The organism is Streptomyces sp. NPDC001410 (assembly GCF_042895235.1).
In the GTDB taxonomy this organism is placed as follows: domain Bacteria; phylum Actinomycetota; class Actinomycetes; order Streptomycetales; family Streptomycetaceae; genus Streptomyces.
In genome coordinates this window covers 1-18,534 of sequence record NZ_JBIAWE010000044.1, presented here as the reverse complement: position 1 = coordinate 18,534, position 18,534 = coordinate 1, and the positions used below count along the sequence as shown (strand labels likewise).

Below are 18,534 nucleotides of genomic sequence, written 5' to 3'. Positions count from 1 at the left end.
CGATCCGCAGCCTGATCCGCCGGGCAAGGACCACCCACCGCTGTACCAACCGCTCCCAACGACACTTCTGACGATCACCTATCGGCGCGACCTGTTAGGCAGGTGCCGATCGAGCAAGGCGACGGTCTCAGCCCGCTCACCTGCGGGGAACACGAACACACTGCGCATGGGGTGGAGCGTAGGTGGTGCAGCTTCTCAGCGACCACGGATATTCCCTGGACGTCGATCAACTTGCCTTCGTGCGTTGCTGGTTGAATCACTCGGCGGAGCGGGGAATCCGAGGTCGACGGTGGCGTGGCCGGCGGGGCGGCGGTCGAGCTGGGCAAGTTTCTCCTCTGCGCCAGCGAGACTGACCCTCGACGATCGTGCGAGCCCACCAGCACGCCGCCGGGGCGCGCAGAGAGGTGCCTTCAGAAGGAGCCGCCTGGCGGCATCCCCGTCGATCCGGACGACAACCGGCTTCGGACGCTCGCGCGCCGGGCTCACCGCCAAGTTGCACCCGGGCGTCGACCAAGGGCAGAAACCCAGGTCCATCGTGATCACCGCCGGGCAGCGCGGGGGTACGACAAGCTCGCGGTCCGCTACGAGGCGACCGTCCTCGTCGCGGCCATCAATTAATGGCTGTGACCGATGTCGTTGAGAGTGATCCAGTAGCGACGCTTGACCCCGGTTTCGGTGCTGCGCACATCTTCGAGGACGCCGCCGTTGCTTTCGATGGTGCGCGCCGAGCCGACGTTGCCGTCGTCACAGGTGACGAGGACCCGGTCCAGACCGAGCGCCGGCGCCTTGAGTAGAACCGCTCCCAGCGCCCACGAGGCCAGTCCGCGTCTCCTGGCAGTAGGCCGAACGCTGTAGCCGATGTGTCCGCCGCCTTCCAACAGAAAGGCGTTCAGATAGTGCCGAAGGTCGATGGCCCCGAGGTACGTCTCGCCGTCGACGATCCACCAGTGGGTAGCGTGGACGCGCCCTTCCCCGACAGGCAGCGACCGGTCCGATTGCTCTCGCAGTCGCCCGACCCATGACGCGAACCCTTCCGGGCTGTCGAGGTCGTCGTCACCGACCAGACGCAGGCCGGCCCCGTCCTGGTGAGCACCAGGCTGCCACTCGTCACGCGCCGTCAGCCATGAGGAATGCAACCGTTCCGTGGGAGCGACCAGTTCAGCCATGCGAGGGACCCTAACACCCGCACCCCCTGTGTGATCAGGCACTTCTGTCAGATCGGGGGGCCTGGCCCGTCGGATGGGGTGCAGGCAAGCCAGATCGAGGCGAGATCGCCTCATTTCGCCGCGATTGCTCAAGCGCTACTTTGATCCGCTTTCGGCACATGCCCTAGCTGTCGAGGCACGCCGCGACGGCTGAGTCAAGCAGACAGTGATGCGGCCTGCGGGCGCGGCTGAATTTTCACTTGTTCGTCGTCTCCAGGACGCCATTGATGCCATGTCACGCTCCCTGGGGATCCAGTTCACTGGAGCGCCCCCCTCAACCGGACTTGAAAGAGGGACGCATGTCGAGACGCATGCTGAAGCGCGGGCTGGTCACGCTCGTCGCCGTCGGCCTTGCCTCTTCCGTAATGTCGACCACCACGGCATCGGCGGCCGGCACCCCGCTGACGCTCGCCGTGTTCGGCGACTCGCCGTACGGCAAGTCGGCCTACGCGCCCGCAGGGCAGAGCGCGGACACCTCGCAGCTCCAGAAGACCCCGGCGTTCATCGGCACCATCAACAGCGACCCGACGGTCAGCGACGTCATCCACGTGGGAGACATCCACTCGGGCAAGGAGTTCTGCACCGACGGCTACGACGCCTCGATCGCGTCCGCGTGGCAGACCTTCAGCAAGCCGCTCGTCTACACGCCGGGCGACAACGAGTGGGCCGACTGCCACAAGGCGTCGAGTCTCGCGTCGCCCGGTCAGGGCGGCGGCTTCTACGACTCGGCCTCCGGTGCGATCAACTACATCGGCACGAACGGGCTGTCGACCAACACGGCAGACTGCGTCAGCTACCACTGCGGCAACCCGCTCGACAACCTCGCCGAAGTTCGGCAGGAATTCTTCGCGCAGCCCGGCCGCACCCTCGGCAGCGGGACGCTGAACGTGGTGTCCCAGGCCAGCGCCTACGACCCGAGCCACCCGGGCGACGCGCAGTACGTCGAGAACGTGAGGTGGGCGCAGAACGACATCGTCTTCGTGACCATCAACGTGCCGGGCGGCTCGAACAACGACACCGACCCCTGGTACAAGGTGCCGACCACGGCTCAGGCGCAGACCGACGAGCGCATCAACCGTACCGCGGCCGACGTCCGCTGGCTCGATGCCGCCTTCGCCGACGCGCAGGCCGAGCACGCCAAGGCCGTGGTGATCACGGCACAGGCCGACATGTGGGACCTCGATGGCAAGACCAAGGACCACCTGACGAACTACGAGCCGATCATCCACGAGGTCGCGGCGAAGACGACCGAGTTCGGCCGTCCGGTGCTGATGCTCAACGGTGACTCGCACCTGTACCGTTCGGACAACCCGCTGTCGCCTACGGCCACGTGCACCGGTGAGACGGACCCGGCCACCGGCGCCGGCGTGTGCGCCCACGACCCGGACAACAACGCGTGGAACGAGCACCCGTACTACAACGTTCCGAACTTCCACCGGATCGTCGTGCACGGCAGCACTACCCCGCTGGAATGGCTGAAACTGACCGCGGACCCGAACGCCAACCACCCCGTCACCGACACAACCTACGGCCCGTTCAGCTGGCAGCGGATGCCACAGCCCCAGCTGTAATGCCGCTGAGCGCACACGACCGGCCACGGTGCCCCAGGGACTCCTGGCCGGTCGTGTCCCCGGAGCATGGCTGCGGCGCGCCGGCTCTTCTTCCGTCGGCGTCCAGTGCGGGCCGGGGCGTCGACGAGCTGCTCGCGACTCATCTTCGACCGGCCAGGAACGTCCTGCTGGGTCGCCAGCTCATACCGCTCCGCCTTGCTCAGCCCCTGCAGCTCCCCCTGCCCATACTGCGGCCACGGGCCCGCGCCGATGCCGCCCCGGCCTTCACCCCGGCACAGCCGGCCGCGCCGCACCGGACACGCACCGCCGGCGCCGTCGGAGCCCGTCTCCTCCCCTACGCAGACCGAAGTGGACGGGGTTCTGGATTCGTGGCGGCGCCGGAGCAGGGACCCGCGGAACTTCCGAGTTCCTGAGTCGGCTTCTGCGATGGGTTCAGCGACTTCGCAACACTCTTGTGGAACCCTAGATGCTCAGCAGTTACGGCCTGTCTCACCGATCTCAGTTATGAGTGGTCGAGCCAGCGGGTAGCCGCCTAGGATCTACCCCCGTGATCGCTGATCTGCAGTGCGTGGTGCTGGACTGCTCCGACCCCGGTGAACTCGCCGAGTTTTACCAGTCGCTCCTTGGCGGCACCGTCAACCAGCCGGATCGGCGATGGGCGCTCAGCGAGGACTGGGCCACGTTGCACACGGCGTCCGGCCTCGTCCTGGCCTTCCAGCGAGTAGCGGAGTACCAGCCGCCGCTGTGGCCGGACCCGAGTCGGCCACAGCAATTCCACCTGGATTTCGGTGTCGCCGACCTGGACCGCGCTCAAGAACAGGTGTTGGCCCAGGGCGCCGGGGTGCTGGACGACGGTACGGACGGACGGAGTTGGCGGATATACAGCGACCCCGCAGGTCATCCGTTCTGCCTGGTCCGTCACTGAAGAAGAGGCCGCGGGAGGCGACGATCAGCGTCATGAGAACCGGAGCCTGATAAGGAGTGCGGCAGTAGTGACCGTACCCAGGAGGACCTATCCACGCTTGTCATAGCGTGTGGTCACGGCAGGCTGACTTGCTTGAGCTTGTTCACCGCTCGCTCGACGGTGTTGCGCTTCTTGTACCGCACCAGGTCGAAGCCTGGGGGGCCTTCCACCCCGCGAGCCCTTGCAGGTGCTCTCGATGCAGCCCTCTCAGAAAGGGTTCACGAGGTCCCGTCTGATTTGACTGAACGGGCGGGATCAGGGGCGGGCAACTGGTGCCACCAGTGACCGCATCCGCCGGAGCAGAAGCGCTCGCGGCGCCGTCCGTCCGCTATCGCGAGTACCTCGATCAGCAACCGGAACGCCTTGCGGCGCTCGTCGACAGGGGTGAGGCCGGCGATCTTCCCCAGTTGCTGGTCGATCCGGCCGCGGGTGATCAGTACGGCAGGCGTGTGCGTCGGGCGTAGCCCGGCACGGCGGATGCTCTCCGGTCCGTCCTCGGCGACGGCGCGAGCCTGGACGCAGTGATGGCGCAGGAAAAGCAGCACCTCGGACTGTTCCTCCGGGCCGAGACCGTCGAACCACTCGATACCCTCTGACATCGGGCGCAGTCCCTGGGCGAGTTCGTTGAGTATGAAGTCGCGTCCCATCACGAAGGGCTCCCGTTGACCGGGCGGCGCTCCGCTGCGGTGATCAGGATTCCGAGCAGCACCGCCAGATCGGCCGCACCATCGGCGTCGTCGGCCCAGCGGGTGACCTGCAGCGGGTGCACCTGGTCGAGGGAGACACCCTCACGGGCCAGGACGAAGGCCAGCGCCAGCATGGCTGCGCGGGCGTTGCCGTCTTCGAACGGATGGAAGAACAGGACGTCGAGGTACGTCCGGGCAGCGCGCGAAGGAAGGGACAGGTCCGAACGGGTGCTCTCGGACAAGCACCGTTCGAATCGCGCGACTGTGTCGAGCGCGAGACCGTAGCGCTCTCGTCCGCCCTTCGCGAAGGCGGGCATCGTGCGGAAGCCGACGGAGTCGCGACGCAGCACGGTCCGCTGCCGGCCCACCATGAGAGCGAAGGTCAGCTGCCTCCCCTGCTTCGCGTCGGCGAGAGCCTGCTCAAGGGCCGTCAGGATCCGCGCGGTCCCTTCGGGGTCGCGGCCGCCGCGTGTCGCGATGAAGAAGTCCTGGAAGCCGTCGAACGCCGGCACTCCCGCACCCTGGCGCTCGCCGTTCCAGTGCGGCCAGGAGATCTCCGTCCGAATGTGCAGCCAGTCGGCGAGAGCGTCCCTCTGGAGTTCGGGCTCGGCAGTCATCCCTCTCCTCCGACGGTGCGGGCGAACCGCGAGCTGACCGTCTCGACCACCGTGGCGTCCGGTGCGATCCAGCTGTCGAAGCGGCCGCCGACCGCGCCTTCCACGATCTCCCGGGCTCGTTCCCGGTCCATTCCGTTGTAGGTGAGGAACCATTCGAGGACCTGCATGCAGTGCCCGTACCAGCCGCTGTCGGCCTGGGTCCGGTCGGCCACCACGGTGACCAGCCGCGTGCACGCCCGCTCCCAGTGCCAGGGCTCCGAGGAGGAAGAGGACGGAGCCGAGCGCGACGGCGGTGCCAGGGCTGCGAATCGCTCCGCCAGTTCCTCCAGCCAGTCTCGCCATTCGAGCAGGGCCGCAACGACCAGCGGGGCGGTCGCGTCCGGCGTCGTCACGGAATCGGCGGCACAGCACCACACGCCGACGACCCCGCCATCGGTGTCGCCCTCACCCACCGACCAGTTCCACCCGCAGGCCCATCGGCCGTACCGCTCCACCAGAAACTCGGTGACTGGATCCAGATAACGCCAATGGTTCTCCTCCACCGCCTCCGCGTCGGGCAGCAAGGGCGCGACACATTCGGCCAACGTCCTCGCCGCATCCTCGTCCAGCTCGAACGGATGCCGCACCGGATCCACTTCTGCCCAGGTCAGGGCATGTGCCCACAGCTCAGTCACCCTGCCACTCTGCCGTGTGCAGCCACTCCAACACCAACCCAATATCGAGCGGCGGCGCCACAGCATTGGGAAGCAATCTCCATCCGCCTCTTGGAATGCCTGGTCAGAGGTACTCGGGAGCGCCCCCTCAGGCTTGAATCGGATCGGGCCTCTTGCTGGGGTGGGCCGCCGCCACGTACCTGCACATCGTTGCCTGACTCTGATCACCTGGACGGCCATCACCCTCATGACCAGGCGCCTGGCCCGGAAGGGCGCCACCCCCAGCTGGCCGAGGAAACCGGCGCCGGCCGACACCTGACGGCGCTTCGTCTACTCGGCACCCGATCCGGAGTCCGACAGACCAGAAGGCCACCGACCAACGATGAAATACCGGCTGGTCGAACCTACGAGAGGAGGTGACCTGTGAAGGCCGTTTGGAAATACGTGTTCTTGGTGAAGTGCTCCAGATAGCGGGGATCGCTCACCTCAAGGGTAAAGAAGGCGGACGTTCCCTCGTCTTCGTCGAGATCGGTGGGGTCGTCCTCGCGGATCTCCCAGGAGACGATGATCTCTTCGGTGCGGCGTGCGAACTCGGCGGGCTGGGGACGGAGCATGACGTAGCGCTGTCCGTGCGAGCGGTAGCTCCGTCCTCCGAATTGGTCCTTGTAGCGCTCTACTACGTTGACGCGGGGTATGCGCACGTTCGAGGAGCCGTCTTCGAGCCGGTAGCCCTCCTCGTCGACGCGTACCTCACCGCCGAAATAGAGCTCGAAAAGCTCTTTGAACTCGGATTCCATCGCGGCGGAGACAGGCCCGGCACCGAAGTCACCGCGCTCCTTCCAGGCATCCATGATGAGCTGCAGGCCGAACGCGGGCCCCTGGGAGAACCCATAGTTGTCGGGATCGCGGTACTGCACGGTGCCGGTGAGGGTGGCGTCGCGGCGTGCACCGGTGAAGACATCGAAGATGTAGGTCATGCGCCTGGAGCCTAGTGATCAGGACTGACAACTGCCCTGATGCGGCAGAAGAGTCAGATCGGCGGCAGGGGGAGTGCGAGTGCGAGTCGGTGTTCCGTTCGGTCAGATGACCAGGGAGTCATTCGTAGGATCGGTGAGACCCCTGGGGCTCCGGGTATGGCTCAGAAGCTGTTGCCGCTCCGACTGGCTCTAGACACTTGGCCGCCCGGAGCCCCGCGACGACTCGACCGCTGATTGGGATACGCGACTCGATCGCTTCGTAGGACAGCGCCGGCGAGGTGGTCTGCGGGTTCGGAACGACGACCTGGCGGAGGTGACCGTGCCCGAGATCTGGGCCGGGTTGGACATCGGCAAAGAGCATCACCATTGCGTCGTGGTCGACGGGCAGGGAGAACGCCTGCTGTCACGTCGGGTTCTGAACGACGAGACAGAGCTGTTGCAACTGATCGGCGACGTCCTCGCGTTGTCCGAAGACGTGCTGTGGGCAGTCGACATCAACCATGGTTGCGGAGCCCTGCTGATCGGACTCCTGCTCGGCCATGACCAATCGATGGCATACATCACCGGCCTGGCCGTCCATCACGCCTCGGCCGGCTACCGAGGCCAGGGGAAGACAGATGCCCGCGATGCGCACGTCATCGCCGATCAGGCCCGCCTACGTCGTGACCTCGGCGTTCTGCGGCTTGCATGACAAAATGGGCTGGCCTTGGACAGGTTCTGATTTCTGAAATCTGTGCAGTCAGGGGCTTGTCGCTTCGGGCGGGGCTGCCCGAAGCGACGGGGCGGACGAACGCCGATGCCGTCCATATTTGTGGTCCAGCCGAGGTAAGCCGAGCAGGGCAGCGGGATGATCATGCCCCCGTGCTCGTCGTCACCTCGCGGCCCAGTCGTCGTTGGCGCATCCGTGGTTTAAGCGGCGCCCGTCTTGTCGTTGATCTGGAAGGTGATGACGTCAACTTCGTCGGTTCCCGCCAGATCTGGGTAGTGGCCCTTGAGGCCTTCCCGGAGTTCGGCTGCGGTCGTCAGCCCCTCAGCTTGGGCGTCCTGGTTGGTGAGGTCGCTGACCAGGCAGTGTCTGATGCCGGTCACCTCTGCCGACAGGACGACTTCGGGGTCGCTCTCAAACACCAGCCGTGCCGGCCCGAGCTGGGCCGGGTCCCGGAAGCGGGTGGTCTTGGTCTTGGCCCCGGAGCGGACTACTTCGAGGTAGCGGGGGTTGAACCGAATGATTGGGGGACCGGCCGTCTCGGGGTCTTGGTAGAGCGATGGTTCGAGACCGTTCATGCCTGCTTCCGGGGTCCATTGCTGTGCCAGCGGCATCAGATCGGCGGCGAGAACGGACCTGAGCCCCGCGGGCGTGGGCACGATGACGCGCATGGTGGGGTAGTAGTCCACGAAGACTTGCCGATCGCGCCCGCACGGGCCGATGACCCCGCGCCCGTGGTTTCCCACGGCGACGATGCAGCGCATCTGGCGGACGCCCTGGGCTCGCGCGGCTCCCAGAGCCACGAGTTCGGCGCAGGGTCCGCCGGTGAAGTGGTAGAGGTTGACGCCAGCAAACATCCGGTAGTCGGCGGCCATGACCGCGGCGCCCATCGTGTGGATCCCGTCTTCGTCGGGCCCGGCGTCGGTCTGTGCGTCTATGGTGCGGCGTGCCAGTTCAACGAGCTCACGCTCGTCATCATCGAGAGCTCGTGCAGATGACGGAACATACACCTTTTAACCTTCCTTTCTCCCAGCAGTTGTGCAAGAGCATTCCACGCCACGCAGGTGGGCTCCACGGGGTTTCGGCTTACCTTGGCTGGGCCCCTATGGTGGTCCCGTGGGCAGGGATGGAGCGCTTCGGCTGAAGCTGGTTGTGGTCCCGGACGACGATCCCGGGCCGCGGCTCTGCCGTGGATGTGGGGACCTATTGATGCCGACGGTGAAGGCGGCGGCGGTGTTCTGCTCGTCGGCTTGTCGTGCGTGGCACTGGCGGCGGCTACACCGTGCCGTACCCGCGCCCGAACAGGTCCAACGCCTTGCCCCGACGGGAGCGTTCCCCATCGCCCGGCTCGCGCAGAACCTGGGCACCACCACCCCACCCCGCACGCCCGCTACCTGCTCGCCGGGCACCCCGTTGACTGGAGCCCTCCGCGCCATCGCCAGACCCAGGACACCGCGCAGCGCGTCCAGCGAATGGCTGAGCCAGTACGAGAACGATGGGCTGTCCTGTCCCTGCCGGCCATCGCCGACCGGGAGCACGTCGGCCAGGCCGCAGTCCGCCTGGCCCTGCGCAAGCAGGCAAGGAGTGTCCCTTCGAAAGGCCGGCGGCCGCCCACGAGGGACCTGAACCGCGAGTGATCGCGCTGCCTGGGCGATCCGTTGCCTCGTCATATTCGGTTACATTCAGCCAGGTTGGAAGAACGCAAGCATTTTCCGGCCGGCGCCCGGCGACATCAGCATTTCCTGGATGAGCGCGGACTGCCGACCGGCAGCGCTGGTGCGTTCGAACATCTCGCGTTCGTATTCCTTGACGGCGGCGGGAAAGTCGTCCGGGTGCGCGGCCAGCGCGAGGCCGAGCAGGGCGCCGTCGAGCAGAGCCATGTTGGCGCCCTGCCCCACCGGCGGCATCAGGTGCGCGGCGTCGCCGAGCAGCGTGACGCCTGGTCTCGACGGCCAGGTCAGGCCGACCGGGAGCGTGGTGATCGACCGCGGCAGGACCGTGTCGTCGCAGGCTGCGATCAGTGCGGTGAAACGTGAGTCCCAGCCGGTGAACAGGTCGATCAGCCGCGCCCGGGCCGCAGTTGGGTCGCCGAACGGAATCCCACTGGTCGCGAACCAGTCCTCGGCGGTGTTGAAACTGAGGTAGATGCGTACGCGGCCGTCGCCGTTGCGCTGCGCCGACAGGGATTGTCCGTTGCCGAGCACCCAGTAGTTGCCGCGCCCCACCATCGCCGCGAGGTCGGGGTGGGTGCGGTCGATGTCGGGAATGCCGAGCTCAACGACGTTTTGGCCGGTGTGTGCTGGTCGGGCGTCGGTGAGCAGCGCGCGGACCCGGGAGTCCGCGCCGTCGGCGCCGACCAACAGGTCATATGTCGCACTGCTGCCGTCGGCGAAGTGCAGCAGGCCATTGTCGGCGGATTCGAACGCGTGCCCCCAGCGCACCGCGTGTTCGGGGAGAGAGTCCAGCAGCAGGTTGCGCAGATCGGCACGGTCGACCTCGGGTCGCTCGAACGGGGCGTCGTCGGGCGTGTCCTCCTGGAGCAGCAAGGTACCGTCCGGCTCCAGAAGGCGCAGGTCCTGGCCTTCACGACGGGCCATCGCGTGGAACTGGTCGATCAGGCCGGCCTCGCGCATCGCTCGCTGCCCGGTCCCGGAGTGCAGATCAAGCATGCCGCCCTGACCGCGCGCGCCACGCGATGATTCACGTTCGTACACGATGGCGTCGATGCCGTTCACGTGCAGCACACGGGCAAGGGCCAGGCCGCCCAAACCGGCTCCGACGATGGTGATGGTCACGGTTGCCTCCGATTCACCGTATTGCCTGCTTGCTTGTCTGCTTGTCTGCTTGCCTGCTTGCCTGCTTGCCTGCTTGCCTGCTTGCGGGAGATCGACCCGTGGTGCGCGCGGGCCGCCACCGACGGGGCGCCGAGCGGCGATCCCGGGCTCGCCGCTCGCCTCGGCCGGGAACTTGGTCAGCTGGCCGGCCTCGGCCGGCTCGGCGACCAGTTCGTTCAGGCGGGCGGTGAGCCACCCGGCAAACCGGCGGGAGTTGGCGAACACGATCGTCGACCGATGTTCGCCGACCAGCGCGAGAATCCGCTGCTCGACATCCGGCCAGAAGGACGATCGCCGCTCCGGTCCCGCCTCCGGGGCGGACATCCCGCCGGTGCCCTCCCCGAGCGTCGCCATGTCCGCGAACAATGGACTCCCACCCGCAGCCGGACCGATTCCCGGTTCGTCGGCCGCACGTTCTCGACCGGCTGCTCGCCGGCGAGGAAGGTGCTCATCACGCCCCCCGTCCTCGCCTGTCCCACCGACAGGTTCCGGCCCGCTGATCAGCCGGTTCAGCGGCGGAGCCGGGGCGCGAGCACCGTGCGCACAGCCTTGGCCACCTTGCTCGCGGCTGATCCGTCCCCTTGTTCGGGTTCCGGTTCGAGCATGCGCTGGATCTGCCCCAGCAGCTGGTTGGTCGACCGCCAGAGCGGGACGAACATGCCAGCGACCGGTCCGACGCCCTGTATCGGTCCATTGGACAGCTCGGTGACCTTTTTGGCGATCGTGACCGTTGTCGGGTCCCGAAGGATCAGGTGCACCTCATCGTCGACCAGCCGGATCTCCATCTTGCGCGCGGCGGCTTCCTCCGGGTTGGCGTCCGTGGTCGTGTCCGGATCCAGTTCGTCGATCTTGGCGGCGACCGCGTCAGGGTCGACCCCGAGTTCGCGCAGCACCCTGGCCGCCATGCTGTTCTCCGCCCGCAGCATCGCCTCCAGCAGGTGATGGCTGCCGACCGGTGCGCCACCGGCCAGCGCGCTGGCGGTGGAAACAGTGTCCTCGGTGGCAGGTGTGCCGGCCGGCCATGGGCTGGCCGCGGCATCCTGCGACCCCTCCAGTGCTGCCAGCACCGCGGCACGGATCTTGCTGATCGGATGGATCCGCGCGGCGAGCACCTTCGCGCCGACGCCCTCACCTTCCCTGACGAGGGCGAGCAGGATGTGTCCTGTACCGATGTGGTTGTGGTGCAACTGCTGGGCCTCGCGCAGGGCGAGATCCAGCGTCTTTTTCGCGCGCGGCGCGAACGGGATATGGCCGCTCAGCTCCTCCGTGCCGGGCTTGACCACCGCGGCGATATCGGCCTGCGCAGCCCCCTTGTCGTACCCGAGCTGGTGCAGAACCTTCGCTGCCGTGCTGTCCGGCGCGTCGAGCAGTCCCAACAGGATGTGCTCCGTGCCGATGTGGTCGTGCTTGAGCTGCCTCGCCTCCTCCTGGGCCGCGACGACCGCCTTGCGGGCTTTCACCGTGAACCTTTCAAAAGTCATGCTTCCATGGTCTCAACCCTGTCAATACACTGCTATTGATAAGGTCACCGTGCTGAAGAGAGGGTGCGATGGAGACACCGTCGGACTGGGAGAACCGGCTCGCGCGCTGGCAGAGCGAGCTGGAGTTGTTCGAGCAGCTGGACGAGACACCCTGGGTCACGCTGGCCAAGGCGGAAGCTGAGACCGGCGTTTCCCGCTCGGCCCTGCGGGCCTGGTACCGCAACGGCGAGATCCGGTCCCGGCTGGTGGACGGCCCGAACGGGCCACAGCGCCTGGTCCAGCTGGACGCGGTGATCGAGCGCGCCGCCTCGTCACCACGCATCCAGCGCAGGGCGGAACGGGAAGTCAGCCTGGAAGCCCAGGTCACCCTGCTACGACACCGGGTTGACCAACTTGAGCTGCGGCTGGCCGCGCTGGAGCGGAAGTGACCGGCGCGAGCAACACCGCGCCAGCGGCTCGGAACGGTGCCACCGACGCCGGATCCGCACGCTCGTCCACGACCTGGGTGTATGTGTATGGCCAGTCCAGCGGCGCCCAGTAGGGTAACGATGGCCCACGGGCAGGCAGCTTGAATCTGCTTCGGTAGCGGTGACAACACCGTCCGCAGCACAATGGCCCCGCCATGGGGCATCTATCCCCTGCAGCCCGCGGAGTGCGCCGGCCTGATCGCCGACATTCTGGTGTTCACCGTGCCGATGTCTTCCGACAACTTCATCGAGGAGCTGCATAAAGCCGGCATGAATGCCGAGTGGGTCCTGGCCGAAGACGCCGACATGGCGCCCCTCCAGCCCATCGTGGCGATCTACGGACATGGAGCCTTTTCAACTGGGTTGAACCTCGCCCTGCCCAGGCCCCGTTCTGCCCGGCCCCTGCCGGCCCTCTCGTCCGGGACCCCGTTCAGCGCACGGTCACGCCACGCAGTGCGAAACGCAGCTCCTCGAACAGGTCACGCAGCTCGCTCGGCATACGGGGCGCCACGACCGCGCCCACCTCCAGCAGGAGCCGGACGCCGCCCCGGAACTCCCTGTCGCCGGTGGGCTCGTCCAGCATCCTCGCCACCTCGACCAACGGAACGGCGATGGAGACCTCGACCTCGTCCGGGAGGCTGTCGAGGTAGACGTCGTCCTCGGTGAGTACGAGATCCACGATGCGGCGGGCGGCTTCCCTGACGAACTGTGAACCAGTATCGAACGGCACGGTCATCCCATGTCAGTCGGTAAGCCCTCTTCCAACCTACCAAGATCGCTCGTCAGTTGGACTGACAGGGCGGTGAAGCTCCTAGTGGATGGGTTTTCGACCAAGAAGAACCGTCTCCACCAGAGACTTCGGCCGCCAGGCCTCCTCACACTCGCCCACCTACGCAACGGGCAGACATATGCCTAGCGGACGGAACCCTGCTGCCGCCATTCGACCACATAGCTGCCGACAAGCTCTTCCAGTCTGGGAAACACAATAGGCACGCTATGAACGTGCAAGTCGTCGCCGATCCACGCGGCTGTCTGCTGTGGGCGTCACCGGCCATGGGCGGCGCCGTCCACGACGTGCGAGCAGCCCGTGAACACGGCATCGGCGACGCCCTTGCCTCAGCAAGCGTCCCGTGCTGGGCCGACAAGGCCTACCGCGGTGCCGGGGGCACGGTTCGAACTCCATGCTGGGGCAGGTGGGAGACGCTGTCCGTAGGCCAGCAGGCAGTCAACCAGCCCCACCCAAAGATCCGCGCCCTCGCCGAGCGGGCCGTTGCCGCCCTCAAGACCTGGCGGCATCTGCGAAAGCTCCGCTGTTCGACCACCCGGATCCGCAACATCGTCCGTGCCGTCTTCCCCCTGCATATGGCCAGCTCAGACTGGGAGTGGAAAAGGCTCGTGGCTGCCACGTCGTGATGGCCCGTGCGGACCGAGACTGATCAGTCGTCGGATCGGGTGGGATGCCGGGCCCAAAGGAATCGCTGTCGCGTACGACCCGCTCGATCCCGGCGAAGCGCACGCAGACCTTGACGTCCGCGCCCTGCTGGAAGCTCGACCAGTGGTAGCCGACCGTCTTGCCCAGGCGTCGGGCTGGCCGATCGCCGCCGAGTTGGTGGCCGTCCAGGAACAGCCGTACCGTGCACGCCTTCACGCTCTTGGGCGAGTTCACCCAAATCCCCGTCAAGTTACGGCCGTTGCGCTCTTCCAGAACGATGCACACCCGCGGGCCCGACCAGTGATGAGTGCGCGCACCGGAGTCGGCGGCTCGGCTGCCGGCACGCGCTCGGAACCACCAGCTCTAGGGGTGTCGGACGATTGATCTTGCTGTGGCAAGCTTCCTCGTCGGGAAGGAGAAGCGTTGATGCGGCTGGAGCGTGGAGCAACTGGGTTCTGGGGTCACGGCGACGAACGGGTTTCGGTGACAGACGTAACGCTCTTTCGTAGCGTCTGCTGGGAAGCGGCAAGACGGATCGGTGGCCGTGTCAGCGAGCTGGCCTTTGCCGGGGCGTCCAGCTTCCACGCGCTCACCATCACCAGCCGCGCGGAGGAGTACGTCGTTCTGTGCCACGCACACCTGCCGGTTATCGCCTTCGCCAACGTACATCCTGTTCCAGGACAGCCGCTGTCAGGCTTCGTGGACCCGCCGCCGTGGGTGGACGACCTCGGGGTTGCCGGATTCCGCTGTCTGTCCGTTGAGGATCTGAGGACACCGATGGCCAAGGTGGATGTGACCGAGCTGGCGGAAGCAGAACTCACTCAGATCCGCTACTGGCACCCCGCAGTGTTGAGCGACCTGCTGTTCAACTGGTGGGACTGAAGACCGAGGTCTCGTCGCGGCCGCCTCGTCCGTCTGTGGTGCTCAGTGGGCTCGCGGAGCCGGAGGATGAGCGAGGCGACGTGCAGTCCGGCGAGATAGCGGGCGGCCAGCTTGTCGAAGCGGCTGGCGAGGGCCCGGAACTACTTGAGCCTGCTGAAGCAGCGTTCGATGACGTTGCGGTCCTTGTACTGCTCGCCATCGAACAACGACGGCCGGCCGTCGGCTGCCCCGCGTCGCTGCCGGCCGTCAACCGCGAGGTGGCCCTTCGTTGTCAGCACGCCGATAGAGCAGCGAGCAGGCGCTGACAATCAGCAGTGCGCGGCCATGACCTGTCCGGTCGATCTTGCCGAGTCAGGCCAGCAGAGCAGAGCTCCACCATAGTTGAACGCGTTCAAATCTCCTGTCATGATACGTCCTGTCACTTGGAGGATGCTGGGCGAGAGGATCACGGTCATGACGAGCTCGCTTCTCACGCCGCGAGGCCGTATCCGCATACGCACGGCCGACAGGGGAACTGCTGCGGGGAGCACGGCCCCAACACGGATTCTGGACTGGCAGCATCCGAATGTTTCCTCATTGCTCCGACGAATCGACATCCCGGCGGATTCAAGGGACGCCTCAGATCCCGCCCACCGGATAGCAGCCCTGCGTCAGGCTCACCGATGGATCGCCGCAGTTGTGCAGCCCGTGTACTCGGTTCAGGACGAGTGGCCCGTGTCGGAGGTGCTTCGCCGCCGCCGCGGCTCGTGCAGCCAGCGGCTGGCGGTACTGGAGTCCGTAGCAAGGGCATCCGGGGTGGCGACGCGGGTGCGTGGCCTGTTGGTGGACGGGCGGTTCTGGTATCCGCGCTTCCCCCGGTTCCATCGGATCGTCCCGCACCAAGTTGTGCTCGCATGGCCGGAGTTCCGCCTTGACGGGCTGTCACTGACCGACCACCTCACCGCACCCTGGTTGACAGTCTCGGAACTCTTCGGTGGTCTCAACGAGCTGAGCGAAGGCAGCAATGGTGGCTTCACCAACGCCGGCGCGGAGACGCTCTTCGATGCGTTGTCCAGGACAGCGATCGACTGGGACGGAACGACGGTCTGCCCGGCCGCCGGCGCCGCGTGCGATCTCTCGGCCTACGTCCTGGCGGACCTCGGCCACTTCGACTCGCGTGACGAACTTTTCGCCCAGCACGGCCAGACCCTGTGCGGGATGGCGAGACTGCTGGCCGAGCCCATCCTGAGTCGCCGTTCGGCGAGCGCCTAGGCCGCGTCCTACAGGCCTGCCCACATGGCGACGGCCCGGTCGACGGCCGCCCGTACCAGCTCCACGGCAATTCGCTGCTAGGTGCACGTTGGGCACAGGCCTGCGCACTTGGTAGCCCCGAGGCCGCGCGCACCCCCTGCCTGCCGGTCAGATCCGCCCCGTCCTCGACGGCATGGCGCGCTCTGTGCGATCGCTTGCTGCGCTGCGCTGCTCGGCCTCACTCGTAGCCTGAGCTCGGAGCATCTTCGCCCGTTACCCAGATGACAGTGACTGACGGCATACGGCTCCGCCGGTTTCGCTGTTCCTCCTACGGTAGGGAGAGATACGAGAGGTGAAGGGGCGAAGAACGTGACGACGTGGGGGCTGGTCATCGAGACGACCATGGGTGCTGGGGACCGCAAACACACCGAGGCAAACGTGGTGGCCCACATCACCGGACTGCGTGAGGAGGCACTCGCAGAGCTGGAACGGCGGGCGCGGAGCTACTCACCCGAGCACCCAAGAAGCCCCAAGCGCCGTCGGCTCCTGCGACAGCACGATGGGTTCCTGCTCGTCATCGACGGGGCGTGGCAGTCGTTTGTCACTCGGTTCACGGTGGCCGAGCTGCTGGAGGACTCTGATGCGCCCACCGTCCCGGAACCTGAGGCGCAGGCGTCGACCGTGCCTGTCGTTCCACCGGCCGAGCAGGTGGAACAACAAGTCGAGCGGTATGCGGACGGGGTGCCCATCAAGCCGGCGTGGCTGGGGCGCGACGACCTGCCATGAGTACCCGACCAGTAGGGTGCATGACCGAGTCGCGCGTCCAGCCGGTATCTCCCGGCGAGATGGTCTCTCTCCCCCCTCCCCCCCCCGCACGATTCCTCCTTGCAATCGTCAACTACCGGTGTGGCATCGGTCACTGTCCCCAATCGACCGCAGACGGGAACAAGGGCGCCGATTCGTGAAAGGTAATGGGCCCTCACAGCTCTCTGGTGTTCTGTGCCATCGAACCTTGACCGGTCGTCGCTGAACCTGAACACCGTCGCCGGCCCGTGAGGACGGTCACGACAGTTGCCATGTTCGGAGCTTGTCCGGGTTGCGCACCGCCCAGATGTGCGTGATCCGGTCGTCGTCGGAAACCTCGAGCGCGAACACCGTCTCGATGCGGCCTTCGGACTCGATCGCCAGGCCCGGCCGCCCGTTGACCGTGCGTTCGAGGATCGTGCGGGGTGGCGCGAACCGGGCGATCGTCCATTACGACGAAGCAGAGCGCCGGAATGTGAGTTCGGCGGCTCGCCTCACAATCGGCGGGGCTGCGTTGTCGGACTGGTGAAGAGGAGCACACCATCCACAGGACAGGACGCTGAGCATGAACGACTTCCAGGAGATCGCCGACCGCGTCGAGATCGAGGCGCTGCGCGGTGAGTTCACCGATGCGGCGATGATGCGCGACCGTGCCCGCCTCTCCACGCTGTTCACCCCCGACGGCGTTCTACGCATGCCCAATGTCCCGGTCGAGCTCATCGGCCGGGAGGAGATCCGGACCGGAGGCGAACGCCTGCAGAGCCAGTGGGACTTCTTCGTGCAGAACAGCCACCCGGGCACGATCCGGATCGACGGCGACACCGCCACCGGTCGCACCTACATGCAGGAGATCGCACGTCTGCTCGACGGCCGCTCGGGCCTGAACTTCGCCATCTACCACGACACCTACCGGCGTACGCCGGAGGGATGGAAGTTCACCGAGCGGGTCTACGAGGTCAGGTATGTCGACACCACCCCGCTAGCGGGGTCTGTGCCCGGCCCCGGCACTCAGGCGCACGGCTCCGGTAAGGCCGGGGACGCCGGCCAGGCACCGGGTGCCGGTGAGGCGGACGCGTCGGCGACTGGGACAGCCGACGACTTCAGCGCACCGGCGTCCGCCGAACGGCTCGACCGGGCGATCGCGGCGCTGCGGGCGAACGGCTTTACCGCCGAACTGCTCGACGACGCTGCGGCGGCCCGCGCCCGCATCAAGGATCTGATACCGCAGAGCGCGGGCGTATTCACCGGGGCCAGCGAGACGCTTCGGCTCTCCGGCATCGAGCAGGACATCGAGGCGGGCGACCGCTACCAGGCCATCCGGCCGCGCGTACTGAAGATGGACCGCGCCACCGAGTCCGACCAGATCCGCCGGCTGGTGGCCACCCCCGACGTCTTCGTCGCCAGCGTCGCGGCCGTCACCGAGACCGGCTCGCTCGTCATCGCCTCGGGCAGCGGCAGCCAGCTGCCCGCCTCCGCCGGCGGCGCCGCAAGGGCGATCTGGGTCGTCGGGGCGCAGAAGGTGGTGCCCGACCTGAGCACCGCACTGCGCCGGGTCGAGGAGCACGCCCTTGCGCTGGAAACCGCGCGCGCCATGGCGGTCTACGGGCAACCGAGCGCGGTCAACCGTCTACTCGTCCTCAACGCCGAGCCGCAGCCCGGGCGCGGCACCGTCCTGCTGCTGCGCGAGGCCATCGGATTCTGACACCCCGCGCGGTGAAGACGTCAGAACGCCGCGGCGGCGGACGGCGAGCCGTATCGGCGCTCACCGTCCGCCCCCGCGCCCTGCCTTGCGCGGGGGCTGCCGCGCCGATTGACTCCCGTCTCACGCGATTTGATCCGGTTCGCTAGTCGAGGCGATCTGGTCCGTTGGCGCCACTCATGTCACGCGAGACCTCGATCAGCTCCTCCGCCTGGGCGCTCGGGCAAACCATGGTGCTCGGCCTCGGCGCCGACAGCCAGACCGCAGCCAACCTGGCCACCCGGCCGGAACTCGTGATCAACCTTCCCTCGCCCGGCCTCTGGGAC

The 18,534-nt window shown here is 66.9% G+C and carries 16 protein-coding genes and 3 pseudogenes; 9 read left to right on the top strand and 10 right to left on the bottom strand.

What is annotated here, in order from left to right; genetic code table 11:
• Window positions 1-614: 614 nt before the first annotated feature.
• The gene (locus ACFY3C_RS45480) at window positions 615-1,166 is read right to left on the bottom strand and encodes a GNAT family N-acetyltransferase (RefSeq protein ID WP_390775150.1); all 552 of its coding nucleotides are present in this window, start codon (window positions 1,164-1,166) and stop codon (window positions 615-617) included.
• Between the two features lie 338 nt (window positions 1,167-1,504).
• On the opposite strand from ACFY3C_RS45480, the gene ACFY3C_RS45475 reads away from it, so the two are divergent.
• Window positions 1,505-2,776 (top strand): hypothetical protein, encoded by a 1,272-nt coding sequence (locus tag ACFY3C_RS45475; protein WP_390775149.1) that lies wholly within the window; start codon window positions 1,505-1,507, stop codon window positions 2,774-2,776.
• Between the two features lie 547 nt (window positions 2,777-3,323).
• Complete coding sequence (locus ACFY3C_RS45470) at window positions 3,324-3,701, top strand: VOC family protein (RefSeq protein WP_386581906.1); 378 nt, start codon at window positions 3,324-3,326, stop codon at window positions 3,699-3,701.
• 257 nt (window positions 3,702-3,958) lie between these two features.
• On the opposite strand, the gene ACFY3C_RS45465 is transcribed toward ACFY3C_RS45470, so the two are convergent.
• The 4 genes from ACFY3C_RS45465 to ACFY3C_RS45450 form a co-directional block, all read right to left on the bottom strand.
• Complete coding sequence (locus ACFY3C_RS45465; RefSeq protein WP_390775148.1) at window positions 3,959-4,387, bottom strand: DUF5958 family protein; 429 nt, start codon at window positions 4,385-4,387, stop codon at window positions 3,959-3,961.
• A complete protein-coding gene (locus ACFY3C_RS45460; protein WP_390775147.1) occupies window positions 4,387-5,043 on the bottom strand; it encodes a Fic family protein in 657 nt (218 codons plus the stop codon). The genes ACFY3C_RS45465 and ACFY3C_RS45460 overlap by 1 nt, the downstream gene beginning before the upstream one ends.
• Complete coding sequence (locus tag ACFY3C_RS45455; protein WP_390775146.1) at window positions 5,040-5,717, bottom strand: hypothetical protein; 678 nt, start codon at window positions 5,715-5,717, stop codon at window positions 5,040-5,042. Before ACFY3C_RS45455 ends, ACFY3C_RS45460 begins: the two co-directional genes overlap by 4 nt.
• Window positions 5,718-6,100: 383 nt before the next feature.
• Window positions 6,101-6,673, bottom strand: coding sequence for a hypothetical protein (locus ACFY3C_RS45450; RefSeq protein WP_390775145.1), 573 nt, complete (start codon window positions 6,671-6,673; stop codon window positions 6,101-6,103).
• Between the two features lie 319 nt (window positions 6,674-6,992).
• Between ACFY3C_RS45450 and ACFY3C_RS45445 the strand changes: the two are divergent.
• Window positions 6,993-7,355: pseudogene (locus ACFY3C_RS45445) on the top strand (IS110 family transposase); the annotation flags it as partial.
• Between the two features lie 227 nt (window positions 7,356-7,582).
• Here ACFY3C_RS45445 and ACFY3C_RS45440 read toward each other — a convergent pair.
• From ACFY3C_RS45440 to ACFY3C_RS45430, 3 genes are all read right to left on the bottom strand, one after another.
• Window positions 7,583-8,389: an ASCH domain-containing protein gene (locus tag ACFY3C_RS45440; protein WP_386581897.1), complete on the bottom strand. Its 807-nt coding sequence runs from the start codon at window positions 8,387-8,389 to the stop codon at window positions 7,583-7,585.
• Window positions 8,390-9,061: 672 nt separating this feature from the next.
• A complete protein-coding gene (locus tag ACFY3C_RS45435; protein WP_386581894.1) occupies window positions 9,062-10,174 on the bottom strand; it encodes an FAD-dependent oxidoreductase in 1,113 nt (370 codons plus the stop codon).
• Window positions 10,175-10,722: 548 nt separating this feature from the next.
• Window positions 10,723-11,673: a Clp protease N-terminal domain-containing protein gene (locus ACFY3C_RS45430; protein WP_390775144.1), complete on the bottom strand. Its 951-nt coding sequence runs from the start codon at window positions 11,671-11,673 to the stop codon at window positions 10,723-10,725.
• An 89-nt stretch (window positions 11,674-11,762) separates the two neighbouring features.
• Here ACFY3C_RS45430 and ACFY3C_RS45425 point away from each other — a divergent pair, with 89 nt between their 5' ends.
• Window positions 11,763-12,122 carry an excisionase gene (locus ACFY3C_RS45425; protein ID WP_389180564.1) on the top strand — a complete coding sequence of 120 codons (360 nt, stop codon included), beginning with the start codon at window positions 11,763-11,765 and terminating at the stop codon, window positions 12,120-12,122.
• Window positions 12,123-12,591: 469 nt separating this feature from the next.
• Here the strand turns inward: ACFY3C_RS45425 and ACFY3C_RS45420 are convergent, their stop codons facing one another.
• Complete coding sequence (locus tag ACFY3C_RS45420) at window positions 12,592-12,897, bottom strand: hypothetical protein (RefSeq protein ID WP_390775143.1); 306 nt, start codon at window positions 12,895-12,897, stop codon at window positions 12,592-12,594.
• A gap of 176 nt (window positions 12,898-13,073) precedes the next feature.
• Between ACFY3C_RS45420 and ACFY3C_RS45415 the strand changes: the two are divergent.
• Window positions 13,074-13,574, top strand: a pseudogene (locus tag ACFY3C_RS45415) (transposase family protein); the annotation flags it as partial.
• Window positions 13,575-14,019: 445 nt separating this feature from the next.
• Entirely contained in the window at window positions 14,020-14,475 is a 456-nt protein-coding gene (locus ACFY3C_RS45410; RefSeq protein ID WP_386580088.1) for a hypothetical protein, read from the top strand.
• Window positions 14,476-14,516: 41 nt separating this feature from the next.
• On the opposite strand, the pseudogene ACFY3C_RS45405 reads toward ACFY3C_RS45410, so the two are convergent.
• Window positions 14,517-14,717, bottom strand: a pseudogene (locus tag ACFY3C_RS45405) (IS5/IS1182 family transposase); the annotation flags it as partial.
• Window positions 14,718-14,880: 163 nt separating this feature from the next.
• Here ACFY3C_RS45405 and ACFY3C_RS45400 point away from each other — a divergent pair.
• From ACFY3C_RS45400 to ACFY3C_RS45390, 3 genes are all read left to right on the top strand, one after another.
• Entirely contained in the window at window positions 14,881-15,726 is an 846-nt protein-coding gene (locus tag ACFY3C_RS45400; protein WP_390775142.1) for a transglutaminase domain-containing protein, read from the top strand.
• Window positions 15,727-16,107: 381 nt separating this feature from the next.
• Complete coding sequence (locus ACFY3C_RS45395; protein WP_386580105.1) at window positions 16,108-16,491, top strand: hypothetical protein; 384 nt, start codon at window positions 16,108-16,110, stop codon at window positions 16,489-16,491.
• A 583-nt stretch (window positions 16,492-17,074) separates the two neighbouring features.
• Window positions 17,075-18,211 (top strand): LUD domain-containing protein, encoded by a 1,137-nt coding sequence (locus ACFY3C_RS45390; protein ID WP_390775141.1) that lies wholly within the window; start codon window positions 17,075-17,077, stop codon window positions 18,209-18,211.
• Window positions 18,212-18,534: the final 323 nt, after the last annotated feature.

Coding starts and splice junctions, on each gene's coding strand:
- ACFY3C_RS45450 (WP_390775145.1), bottom strand. CDS start 6,673: ATGACCTACATCTTCGATGTCTTCACCGGTGCACGCCGCGACGCCACC.
- ACFY3C_RS45475 (WP_390775149.1), top strand. CDS start 1,505: ATGTCGAGACGCATGCTGAAGCGCGGGCTGGTCACGCTCGTCGCCGTC.
- ACFY3C_RS45460 (WP_390775147.1), bottom strand. CDS start 5,043: ATGACTGCCGAGCCCGAACTCCAGAGGGACGCTCTCGCCGACTGGCTG.
- ACFY3C_RS45425 (WP_389180564.1), top strand. CDS start 11,763: ATGGAGACACCGTCGGACTGGGAGAACCGGCTCGCGCGCTGGCAGAGC.
- ACFY3C_RS45465 (WP_390775148.1), bottom strand. CDS start 4,387: ATGGGACGCGACTTCATACTCAACGAACTCGCCCAGGGACTGCGCCCG.
- ACFY3C_RS45420 (WP_390775143.1), bottom strand. CDS start 12,897: ATGACCGTGCCGTTCGATACTGGTTCACAGTTCGTCAGGGAAGCCGCC.
- ACFY3C_RS45410 (WP_386580088.1), top strand. CDS start 14,020: ATGCGGCTGGAGCGTGGAGCAACTGGGTTCTGGGGTCACGGCGACGAA.
- ACFY3C_RS45395 (WP_386580105.1), top strand. CDS start 16,108: ATGGGTGCTGGGGACCGCAAACACACCGAGGCAAACGTGGTGGCCCAC.
- ACFY3C_RS45480 (WP_390775150.1), bottom strand. CDS start 1,166: ATGGCTGAACTGGTCGCTCCCACGGAACGGTTGCATTCCTCATGGCTG.
- ACFY3C_RS45400 (WP_390775142.1), top strand. CDS start 14,881: ATGATACGTCCTGTCACTTGGAGGATGCTGGGCGAGAGGATCACGGTC.
- ACFY3C_RS45390 (WP_390775141.1), top strand. CDS start 17,075: ATGAACGACTTCCAGGAGATCGCCGACCGCGTCGAGATCGAGGCGCTG.